Here is a 9,887-nt window from a genome sequence, read left to right as displayed (position 1 = left end):
CCCCGTCCGGATGTGCGATTGCCGGCCAGCGGCCGGCACTACCGATAATGAAGAACGCCGGCTTGCGCCGGCGTTCCTTGATTCTTACGGGGCCTTCTGGATCACCGCACACGCCAGGCGTGCGCCGGCGTTGCCGGTCGGCTGGGTCTTGTAGTCGTCCGCATCGGCGTGGACGATCAGGCCGCGGCCGATGATGTCGAAGTCATCACCTTTGCCGATGTTGACATTGCTCGACACCGGGCCGTCGATGGTGGCCACGCCCTTGTCGTCGGCCTTGATGTTGGGCATGTCACCGCCGTGGTGCGGATCGGTGGCGACGTTGCCGTGATCCTGCTTGCCCGGGTTGAAGTGGCCGCCGGCGCTCATGCCGTCCGGGGCGCTGCAGTCGCCCTTCTCGTGGATGTGGAAGCCGTGCTCGCTGCCCGGCTTCAGGCCGGTGATCTGGCCGGTCACGTGGACCTTGCCATCAACCACCTTGAAGGTGACGCTGCCCTTGGTTTCGTTGCCCTGGGTCGGTGCCAGTTCGGCGGTGGCCGAGGCATCGGCAGCCGGTGCAGCCGCCGGGGCTGGCGTTGCGGCCGGTTCGGTGGTGGCGCCCTCGGCCGGGGCGGCCGGCGGGGTTTCCGTCTGCGGAGCGGCCGGCTGCTGGCCGCAGGCCGCCAGGCCCAGCGCGGCGATGGCCGCAAACAGCGAAGTGTGGATCAGACGCATTGGAATCTCTCCCTGGATGTTGCCTGCAGTGATCAGCGGACGACCCGGATCACGCCACAGGCGATGCGGACGCCGGCATTGCCGGCGGGCTGGCTGCGATAGTCGTCGGCGTTGGCATGCACGACCAGTGCACGTCCGGCGATATCGGTGGCGGCGCCTCCGCCAAGGGTAACGCCCTTGAGGTGGATATCGACGTTGGCGCGGCCCTGGGCATCGGCACGCAGGTTGTCCATGTCGCCCAGGTGGTGCTTGCCGGTGCCGGCGCGGCCATGCGCGGCGCCACCGGGGTTGAAGTGGTTGCCGGCGCTGCTGGCATCCACCGCGCTGCAGTCGCCACGCTCGTGGATGTGGAAACCGGCCTGCTGCAACGGCTGCAGGCCACCGATCAGGCCGGTGATGTGGATACCGCCGGGCTCCACCATCAGTGCGATGCGGCCACTGACGATGCTGGCCGAGGCCGGCGACAGATTGGCTTCACCCTGCTTCGCTGCGCTGACCACGTTGGGCGGCGGCGGGGTGGGCTCGGCCTTCTTCGGCGCGCTGCCACAGGCAGACAGCAGCACGGCGGCGGACAACGGCAGGATGGCAAAGGACAGACGCATCGAAGACTCCTTGCAGATGACACTAAGCATTGCATCGTCCATGAACGATCAACGGTTCGGCAAGCGGGCGCGAGGATCGCGTGCAGGGACCGTTCAATGGCCCCCGCGACGGCGCCCGGCGCCCAGCTTGCGGGTAAGGGTATTGCGGCCGAGGCCGAGGCGGGCAGCGGCTTCGGCGCGGCGACCGTGGGTGATCTGCAGCGCTGCCTCCAGCAGGGCATGGTCGACCCGCTCGCGCACCTGCGCGTGCAGCCCTTCTACGCCTTCGGCCAGCTGACGGCGCGCCCATTCGGCCAGCAGCGCTTCCCATTGGCCCGGATCGGCTGCGCTGGCGCTGTTGCGGCGGCCGCGCGCGCGGTTCAGCGCGGTATCGACATCGGCCACGCCGATGGTGTCGGCGGCGGCCAGCGCGGCCATCCGCCAGCACACGTTCTCCAGTTCGCGCACGTTGCCCGGCCAGTCGTGTTCGCGCAGCGCCTGCAGGGCCGCGGCGGTGAGGCGCTTCGGCGGCGTATCCAGCCTGCGTGCGGCGGCGGCCAGGAACGTGCTGGCCAGTTGCGCGATGTCCTCGCGGCGCTCGCGCAGCGGCGGCAACTGCAGGCGCACCACGTCCAGGCGATGCAGCAGATCGGCGCGGAACTTGCCCTGCGCGACCAGGCCTTCCAGATCCTGGTGGGTGGCGGCCACCACGCGCACATCGACGCGGATCAGCTCGCGGCCACCGACGCGGAAGAACTCACCCTGCGCCAGCACACGCAGCAGGCGGGTCTGCAGCGGCAACGGCATGTCGCCGATCTCATCCAGGAACAGCGTGCCGCCGTTGGCCTGCTCGAAGCGGCCGACATGACGGCGCTGCGCACCGGTGAAGGCGCCAGCTTCGTGGCCGAACAGCTCGCTTTCCAGCAGTTCGGCAGGGATCGCGGCGGTATTGAGCGCGACGAACGGGCGCTGCGCACGCGGCGATTCGCGATGCAGCGCATTGGCCACCAGCTCCTTGCCGGTGCCGGTCTCGCCGGTGATCAGCACCGCCAGCGGTGCCTGCGCCAGGCGACCGATGGCGCGGAACAGCGCGCGCATCGGCGGGGTATCGCCCACCAGTTGCGGCGGCTGGTCGCCGGGCGTTTCGGCGGCGGGGCTGGGAGCGGCCAGCGCGGGCGCCACCGCTGGCAGCACCCGCTGCGCCAGCGCCACGGCATCGTCCAGGTCGAACGGCTTGGACAGGAATTCATGCGCGCCGCCGCGGAACGCACCGGCGGTGCTGGCGACATCGGTATAGGCCGACATCACCACCACCGGCAGCTGCGGCAACGCGGCCTTGAGCTTGTCCAGCAGCACCAGGCCATCGTCGCCGGGCATGCGCACATCGGTGAACAGCAGCGCCGGCGGCGGGCCCTCGCTCAGGGCCTGCAGGGCCGGGGCGGCACTGTCGAAATCGACGACCTGGTACCCCGCCTCGCGCAGCGCGGTGCACAGCACGAAGCGCACCGCACGATCGTCGTCGACCACCCAGATGCGCTGTGCGGTGGTGGGGGACTCAGACATCGCGCGGGGCCTCCTCGGCAGGAGCGGCGCCGTTGCCGATCGGCAACAGCAGGGTGAACACGGTATGGCCCGGACGCGAGCGGTAGGTGAGCGTGCCGCGATGCTCGCGCGCGACCTGCTGGGCCAGTGCCAGGCCCAGCCCGGTGCCTTCGGCACGGCCACTGACCAGCGGCAGGAACAGGTGTTCGGCCAGCTCCTCGGGCACGCCACGGCCGTCGTCGGCGATTTCCAGGCGCAGCGCCAAGGTGTGCAACTGCTCGGCGATGCGCACGCCATGCTCCACGCGGGTACGCAGGGTGATGCTGCCGGCGCCGGCCTGGATCGCGTTGCGCACCAGGTTCCACACCGCCTGGGTGAGGCGGTCGGCGTCGCCGTGGAATTCGGGAATGCTGGGGTCGTAGTCGCGCTGCAGGCGCACCGCCCAGCCGGCCTCGTTCTCGGCCAGGCGCAGCACGCGCTCGAGCGCGGCATGGATGTTCAGTTCCGCATGCGGCGCAGCCGGGGCCGGCGACAGCAGCTGGTCGAGAAGGCCGTTGAGGCGCTCGATCTCCGAGCCGATCAGTTCGATCAGCTCACGTTCGCTGGCATCGCGCTGCGCCGCGCGGCGGGCCAGCAGCTGGGCCGCGCCCTTCAGCCCGGCCAGCGGGTTGCGCAGCTCGTGGGCCAGGCCCTTCAGCGCCGCGCTGAGCGCGCTGGGCAGCGCCTGGGTTGGGTCCAGCCCGGGGAATTCATCGACTGGATGCGCCTCCAGCAGCCAGCCACCATCGTCGCGGCGGCTCATCCAGCCCTCGGCGAAGCGCGGCGCCTCGCCGGGCACCGCCAGCGCCAGCCGGTTCAGGCGCAGGCTGTCGCGCTCATCGCGGGCCAGGAAATGGGCAAGTGCCTCGCCCTGCACTTCCAGTGCGGCCAATGGCCGACCCAGCAGGCGCCGGACGCTGACGCCCAGCCAGCGGGCGAAGGCCGGATTGCAGCCGGCAATGCAGCCATCGGCCCCGGCCCAGGCCAGCGGCGTGCCCAGGGCATCAAGGGACGGCGGGGGTGCGGGGTCGGACATTGCACCAATGTAGTGCAAAACGCGGGGTTCGGGGTCAGAGCCCTTTCCTGGCGGAAAGGGATCTGACCCCTGCTGCAGGTCGAGCAAGCTCGACCACTACCCGATGCGTGGCCGGCTACAGCTTCATGTTGAGGCCGACGAATACGCTGCGGCCCGGCGCCGGCGAGAACATCGGGCGGGCGCTGTCCCAGAAGAAGCTGTCGTACCAGGCGTAGGCGTACTGGCGGCCGGTGACGTTCTTCAGTTGCAGGTCCACGCTGAAACGCGGGGTGAGCTGATAGGCAGCACTGAGGTCGAGCACGGCGAAGCCACCGAACTTGCCGGCCACGTTGCGCTCCTCAAGGTAGTAGTCGCCCTGCGCGCGTGCCTGCAGGCCGAGGCGCAGCGCGTCGCTGGCGCGGTAGTCCACACCCAGATTGCTGATGTGGCGCGGGGTGGCGGCCACTTCGCGGCCGTGCAGGGAAATGCCGGCATCGCGGTCGTCGCGGGTGATCTTCGCTTCCTGGTAGGCGTGCGACGCCCATACCGTCCAGTCATCGCCCAGCTGCAGGCTCAACTGCGCATCCACGCCGCGCCGGCGGGTCTTGCCCAGGGTGACCGTGGTGCCGGTGGCAGGCATGTTGGATACCTCGTTTTCCGCGTCCTGCTGCCACACCGCCAGGCGCGCCTGGGCGCCCTGGAACGGCTGGAACTTCAGGCCCAGCTCCATGCCCGTATTGGTGGACGGCTGCATCGGCGCCTGCCCCGGGGTGAGGTAGGCCGGTGCGGTGGACCCGGTCAGCACCTGGAAGGTGCGGCCCCAGTTGGCGTAGACGTGGGTGGTCTGGCCCAGGCTGTGGATGATGCTCAGCTTGGGCTGGCCGATGCTGCCGTAATCCTGCAGCCGGGCGGTGATGCCGTTCATCAGGTGCGTGCTGCCACTGAAGCGATCGATACGATAGGCCGGCACGATCTTCCACGCCTCGGCGGGCTGGTAGATCGCCTGCACGTAGGCGCCCCAGTTGTCGAAGCTGTGGCGGTCGTCGTTCTGCACGCGCGCCGGCGGCTGGCTGTAATCGGTCGGTTCGGCGTAGGCATAGCGCTCGCGGATATAGCCGTTGTCCTGCTGCTCGTAGTTCAGGCCGCCCTCGACAGTAAGCGTGGAGCTGGCCTGCCAGGTCAGCGTGCTGAGCAGGCCAGTCTGGCGTTCATCCCACACGCGGCGCTGGCGCGGCAGGTTGCCGGTGGGCAGGTCGCTGAAGGTCACGCGGCGGTCGTCTTCATAGCGGTTGTAGTAGAGCCGCGTGCCGAAGGTGAGTGCGTCGGACAGCTTCAGGTCGACGTGCGCGGCGATCTGGCGCATGTCGCGGTCATCGCCGTCGTTGCCGTTGCGCAGCTCGCTGCCACGGCGGTGCGTGCGCAGTTCCTCGGCGGTCATGAAGCCCGGTTCGTCGGCCTCATGGTGGTAGGCGCGCGCGGTCAGGCCCATGCGCAGCCCTTCGTCCAGCGTGCCGAAGAACCACTTGCCGCCCAGCGAGTACTTCCTGGAGGTGTCGTGGTCGCGATAACCATCGCTGGCCTGGGTGCCGACAAAGTAGTTCTGCGCGAAGCCATTGGCTTCGCGGCCAATCGCCAGCTGCGCATCACGGGTGTTGTAGCTGCCGTAGGCCAGGCGCGCATCGGTGTAGCTGCCGCCCTGGCGCGTACCGAAGTTCACGTTGCCGCCGATGTTGTGCAGGCCATAGCGCGGATCGTTGGTACCACGCACCACTTCGATGTAGCTGATGTCCAGCGGGAACAGCATGTCGATGAAGCGCTGGTTGCCGCTGTTGACGTTGCTGGGGATGCCGTCGATCAGCGTCTTGATGGCATTGAGGTAACCCTCGCCGTTGAAGGCGCGGAAGCTGATCTTGCCCGATTCGGCGCCCTGCCGGGTTTCGGTGAGCTGGATGCCGGGCATCTGCCCGAGCAGTTCCCAGCTGTGCGAAACGTTGCGGTTTTCGATCTGGTCTGCACCCAGCACGTCCACCGAAGTCAGCACCTGGTGCGCACTGAGCTGGCCTTCACCGTGCTGGTGCACCTGCACCTTGCCGAGGGTGAGCGCGGCATCGGCGGACTGTGCGAAAGCTTCAGGGGCGAACGGTGCGGCCGCCAGGGCGGCCACAAGGGTGGGAGTCTTCATGGGAAGGGGCGGTTACGGTGAAATGTAATCATATAACATTTCACATGCCCGCTTTTTGCAGCGTCGAGCAAGGCTCGGCGCTACAAGGGCGGGAGCCGGGGGGATTACACCGGGTAGCCGGTGGCTTCCCGTGCCTTCTTCCAGGCGGCTTCGAATTCACGCGCGGAGATTTCGTCGTCCTCGTCGAAATCCAGGAACGACACCGGCTGGTCGGCCAGCAGGAAACGGTCATCGCTGTGGGCGTGCTCGTCGGCCCAGACCATCTTGGTGCCGTAGATTTCCACCTGCCGCACGATCTTGTCGCCGCGCGCTTCCATCAGCACGTTGCCCTTGCCCAGGCCCGATTCGGCCCAGTGCTTGTAGTACTTCTTTGCGGCGGATTTCGCGCCGGGTTTTGCGTTGTGCTTTGCGTAGGTCATTGCAGGGGTCCTGGCCGCAGGCGCGGCCGGAAAGTTCGGAATGGCGCCATTATCAGGCATCCGGGGCCAGAGCCCTTTCCTTTGGAAAGGGATCCGCCCCCTGCTGGTTCAGTTCGGCAGGGGCACGCCCTTCGGCCACAGCATCCAGATGTTGCCCTTCTGCTTCATGTCGCCGGCCAGCTTGCCGGCGGCATCGCCACTGCCCCAGTACAGGTCGGCGCGCACCTCGCCGGCGATGGCGCCGCCGGTGTCCTGCGCAGCCACCGGGCGTACCACGGGCGTGCCATCGGGGCGCGTGGTCGACAGCCACAGCAGGCTGCCCAGCGGCACCACGGTACGGTCCACCGCCACGCTGTAGCCCGCGGTGAGCGGCACGTTCAGTGAACCGCGGGGGCCTTCCGGGCTGTCCGGATTGCGCACGAAGAACACGTAGCTGGGATTGCTGCGCAGCAGTTCCGGCACGCGCGCGGGATTGGCCCGGGCCCAGGCGCGGATCGCGTCCATGGTGACGTCTTCCTTCTTCAGCTGGCCCTGGTCCACCAGCCAACGACCGATGGCACGGTAGGGGTGGCCGTTCTGTTCCGCATAGGCCAGCCGTACCTGCTTGCCATCGGCCAGGCGCACGCGGCCGGAGCCCTGGATCTGCAGCAGCTGCAGGTCCATCGGATCGGTCAGCCAGGCCAGCACCGGCGCCTTGGCGCCCTTGGCCGCGATGGTACCGGCGTCGTCATAGGGCTTGAGCACCTTGCCTTCGACGCGCCCACGCAGGCGCTTGCCCTTCAGTTCCGGGTAGAGGCTGTCCAGCTGCACCACCACCAGATCATCCGGCGTACCGTACACCGGCACCGTCGCCTTGTCGGTGCGGGTCAGGCTGCCGGGGTAGATCGGCTCGTAGTAGCCGGTGATCAATCCGTCGGCCTGATGGCCACCGGCACGCAGCGCATAGGCATCGAGGTCGCGCTGCAGGAACTGGCGGATCGCGGCCGGGTCCTTGTCTGACACCGCTGCGGCGGTGGCGCAGGGCTTGGCCCAGACAGCGTCGTTTTTCAGGCGGGCGCAGCTGCTGCGCCAAGCCACGAAGCCGGCCTGCAGATCGCTGTCCGAGACCGCTGGCAGGGCTTTCCAGCCGACCTTGGCGTAGGTGGCCGCCGGCGGCGAGGTCGGCGTGGGCGCTTCGGAACCCGTGCGCGGAGCCGTGGTGGCGCAACCGGCGAGCACCGCCGCTGCCAACAGGGTCCAGTGCTTGCGCTTGAAGAAGGTGGCGGAATCGATCATGCCGCCATGGTGGCGGGCCGGCCGCTGGGCGGCAACCCAGCGCGAGGCCGAGCGTTCATGCGCGGGGTCACGGCGTCTGCAGCAGCAGCGAGTGCAGGATGCGCGCGTCTTCGGCATCCAGCGTCTTCGGCAGGTCGTCGCGGCCACGGAAGCGGCGGTGGAACGCAGCGACGGTGGCGTCGCGGTTGTCGAGCGGATAGCCGAAGCGGGCCAGCGCATTCCACGCGTCGAATCCTTCCGGTGCCGCGCCGTCGGCGGCGCGCGGCCACACGCCGAAGCCGGCCTCGGCCAACTGCTGCCATGGGAAGAAGCGGCTCGGATCCTGCTTGCGCGTCGGCGCCAGGTCGGCATGGCCGATCACCTGGCGCGGCGGGATGTTCAGGCGCGTGGTGAGATCGCGCAGCAGCACGATCAGCGATTCGATCTGTGCCGCACTGAACGGGCTGCGGCCATCGTTGTCGAGCTCGATACCGATCGAAGCCGAATTGAGATCGGTGATGGTGCCCCAGCGCCCGGCGCCGGCGTGCCAGGCACGGCGCTCATCAGCCACCAGCTGGTAACGATGGCCATCGGCGCCGATCAGGTAGTGCGCACTGACCGGCCCACCGCTGTTGGCCGTGCGCAACGTATGCAGGCTCTGCTGCACCGATTTCTGCTCGGTGTGGTGGATGACGATGATGACCGGGGTGCGCGCGTTCTGGTTGGGTGATGGGACCCAGGTGGCGAGCGGGTTGTGCTGCACAGGCGCGGTGGCGGTGCAGGCCGAAAGGGCCAGGGCCAGCAGTGTGGAAGCCAGAAGGCGGGGGCTGATCATGGACGGATTGTAACCATGACTGCAGCCGTGGTTCTTCGCTTCGTCCGGATCGCTGGAGAACTGGGGAGCTGTCATGCAAAAAACTCAATAACGCCCCCACCTCATGCCCAAATCTCAAACTCCAATTCGAATAGCCAAACGCCCAAGTTCCTCATCACCTACCTTCAATCCTCGAAACGGACCCAGCCATGCCGCCGAATCGATTCCAACACCGTGGACACGTGAACCCAGGGAACAACCGTCATAACAACTTGAACAAAATGATTCATCAACGGCCCCTCAGATCCCGCCAGTGGCCGATCTGGTCAATCCCTCCGCGCCCGCATTGCGAAGAAATCTACCTTGGCGCGTCACCACTGCTTCGACCGGTGACATACAGACTGGCAACACCGTCAAGCCGAGCAACTTCATCGAGGCGGCCGTTTAACCCCAACTTCCATTGAACAAGCAACCGCCCAGAACCCAGCCCAGACAGAGGAATCATCAAGACAACCGGAATCACCTAGAGGCGACATAAGGCGAACAACAACTTCGAACAGCGGAAGATCCTCACCAGATCGGTCAAAAATCGACTCAAGGAATACCATCATTACCGAGAACGCATCCAGCAACGCCAAGTACTCGCCCGACGAATTAATTTGTGCGCTACAAAATTCAGAATTAAGAGCACTCCCCACGGTGACAACCTCTGCAAATGCATCACACCAGTCATCCCACATTGCCGGATCGTTGGGCAAGCCATTCGCCCATAGAAATGACCCTCCCGAAGATAACAGATCAACAAGAGTGTCCTGCCCCTCCCCCCTCTCCATATACTTCTGAAGGAACACGCACATCAATACATATGCAGCCTGAACGGAAATTCTTCCAGCATCTTTCACATCACTAGCACTCATTTCGTGACCTTCTTTTGCTCCGACAGCCCGCCCGCCAGTGCGCCAACTGCCTGCGACAACGCCAGCACCATCTCTTTCTGCTCCGGGCTCAGCTTGGAGGGGTCTCCGCCGGTCAATGTATTAGTCAGTACCTTCGCGGCCAACTCGCCGCCGGCCGCGGACACCGCTCCGGTTCCCGCACTGCCACCATCGGCTTCCGCCAGCAGCGCACCCAACACCGCATGCGACAGCAGTTGCAGAGTCGCATTGGGGTCGCTGCCGTGGTTCGGGTCAAGCGTGCTGCCGATGAAGTGAGCGGCATAGGGCGCCAGTGCATTGGACGCGGCCTGGCCAGCGCCCTGTCCCGCCACACCGCCCACCAGCGCCGTCGTCACTGCGTTCAGTGCACGGTTGTACTCATCGATGCCCCCTAC

At 67.0% G+C, this 9,887-nt stretch carries 10 protein-coding genes; all 10 read right to left on the bottom strand.

Annotated elements, in window-relative coordinates; genetic code table 11:
- Window positions 1–84: 84 nt before the first annotated feature.
- The 10 genes from VG566_RS13785 to VG566_RS13740 all read right to left on the bottom strand — a co-directional run bounded on the left by VG566_RS13785 (window position 85) and on the right by VG566_RS13740 (window position 9,848).
- Entirely contained in the window at window positions 85–711 is a 627-nt protein-coding gene (locus VG566_RS13785; RefSeq protein WP_049420293.1) for a superoxide dismutase family protein, read from the bottom strand.
- Window positions 712–743: 32 nt separating this feature from the next.
- Window positions 744–1,313, bottom strand: a complete 570-nt coding sequence (locus VG566_RS13780; protein ID WP_241884641.1) for a superoxide dismutase family protein — start codon at window positions 1,311–1,313, stop codon at window positions 744–746.
- Window positions 1,314–1,406: 93 nt separating this feature from the next.
- Complete coding sequence (ntrC, locus tag VG566_RS13775; RefSeq protein WP_197556764.1) at window positions 1,407–2,855, bottom strand: nitrogen regulation protein NR(I); 1,449 nt, start codon at window positions 2,853–2,855, stop codon at window positions 1,407–1,409.
- Window positions 2,848–3,909 (bottom strand): two-component system sensor histidine kinase NtrB, encoded by a 1,062-nt coding sequence (locus VG566_RS13770; RefSeq protein WP_032959394.1) that lies wholly within the window; start codon window positions 3,907–3,909, stop codon window positions 2,848–2,850. Before VG566_RS13770 ends, ntrC begins: the two co-directional genes overlap by 8 nt.
- Window positions 3,910–4,024: 115 nt before the next feature.
- The gene (locus tag VG566_RS13765) at window positions 4,025–6,070 is read right to left on the bottom strand and encodes a TonB-dependent receptor (RefSeq protein ID WP_241884642.1); all 2,046 of its coding nucleotides are present in this window, start codon (window positions 6,068–6,070) and stop codon (window positions 4,025–4,027) included.
- A 104-nt stretch (window positions 6,071–6,174) separates the two neighbouring features.
- On the bottom strand, window positions 6,175–6,489 hold the full coding sequence (locus tag VG566_RS13760; protein WP_005411860.1) for a hypothetical protein: 315 nt from the start codon (window positions 6,487–6,489) through the stop codon (window positions 6,175–6,177).
- Window positions 6,490–6,597: 108 nt separating this feature from the next.
- Window positions 6,598–7,764: a murein transglycosylase A gene (locus tag VG566_RS13755; RefSeq protein WP_164109089.1), complete on the bottom strand. Its 1,167-nt coding sequence runs from the start codon at window positions 7,762–7,764 to the stop codon at window positions 6,598–6,600.
- A 67-nt stretch (window positions 7,765–7,831) separates the two neighbouring features.
- Window positions 7,832–8,578 carry an N-acetylmuramoyl-L-alanine amidase gene (locus VG566_RS13750; RefSeq protein ID WP_032959392.1) on the bottom strand — a complete coding sequence of 249 codons (747 nt, stop codon included), beginning with the start codon at window positions 8,576–8,578 and terminating at the stop codon, window positions 7,832–7,834.
- Window positions 8,579–8,985: 407 nt separating this feature from the next.
- The gene (locus VG566_RS13745; RefSeq protein ID WP_197561620.1) at window positions 8,986–9,474 is read right to left on the bottom strand and encodes a hypothetical protein; all 489 of its coding nucleotides are present in this window, start codon (window positions 9,472–9,474) and stop codon (window positions 8,986–8,988) included.
- On the bottom strand, window positions 9,471–9,848 hold the full coding sequence (locus tag VG566_RS13740; protein ID WP_032959340.1) for a VENN motif pre-toxin domain-containing protein: 378 nt from the start codon (window positions 9,846–9,848) through the stop codon (window positions 9,471–9,473). Before VG566_RS13740 ends, VG566_RS13745 begins: the two co-directional genes overlap by 4 nt.
- Window positions 9,849–9,887 lie beyond the last annotated feature (39 nt).

It is taken from the genome of Stenotrophomonas sp. CASM114 (assembly GCF_049384325.1).
Taxonomy (GTDB): domain Bacteria; phylum Pseudomonadota; class Gammaproteobacteria; order Xanthomonadales; family Xanthomonadaceae; genus Stenotrophomonas; species Stenotrophomonas muris.
Note: the sequence above shows the minus strand (reverse complement) of the source record. Positions and strands in the feature narration are given on the sequence as shown.

Bases quoted from the DNA above. Each gene is read 5' to 3' on its own strand.
- ntrC (WP_197556764.1), bottom strand. From the start codon at position 2,855: ATGTCTGAGTCCCCCACCACCGCACAGCGCATCTGGGTGGTCGACGAC.
- VG566_RS13785 (WP_049420293.1), bottom strand. From the start codon at position 711: ATGCGTCTGATCCACACTTCGCTGTTTGCGGCCATCGCCGCGCTGGGC.
- VG566_RS13745 (WP_197561620.1), bottom strand. From the start codon at position 9,474: ATGAGTGCTAGTGATGTGAAAGATGCTGGAAGAATTTCCGTTCAGGCT.
- VG566_RS13750 (WP_032959392.1), bottom strand. From the start codon at position 8,578: ATGATCAGCCCCCGCCTTCTGGCTTCCACACTGCTGGCCCTGGCCCTT.
- VG566_RS13760 (WP_005411860.1), bottom strand. From the start codon at position 6,489: ATGACCTACGCAAAGCACAACGCAAAACCCGGCGCGAAATCCGCCGCA.
- VG566_RS13765 (WP_241884642.1), bottom strand. From the start codon at position 6,070: ATGAAGACTCCCACCCTTGTGGCCGCCCTGGCGGCCGCACCGTTCGCC.
- VG566_RS13755 (WP_164109089.1), bottom strand. From the start codon at position 7,764: ATGATCGATTCCGCCACCTTCTTCAAGCGCAAGCACTGGACCCTGTTG.
- VG566_RS13780 (WP_241884641.1), bottom strand. From the start codon at position 1,313: ATGCGTCTGTCCTTTGCCATCCTGCCGTTGTCCGCCGCCGTGCTGCTG.
- VG566_RS13770 (WP_032959394.1), bottom strand. From the start codon at position 3,909: ATGTCCGACCCCGCACCCCCGCCGTCCCTTGATGCCCTGGGCACGCCG.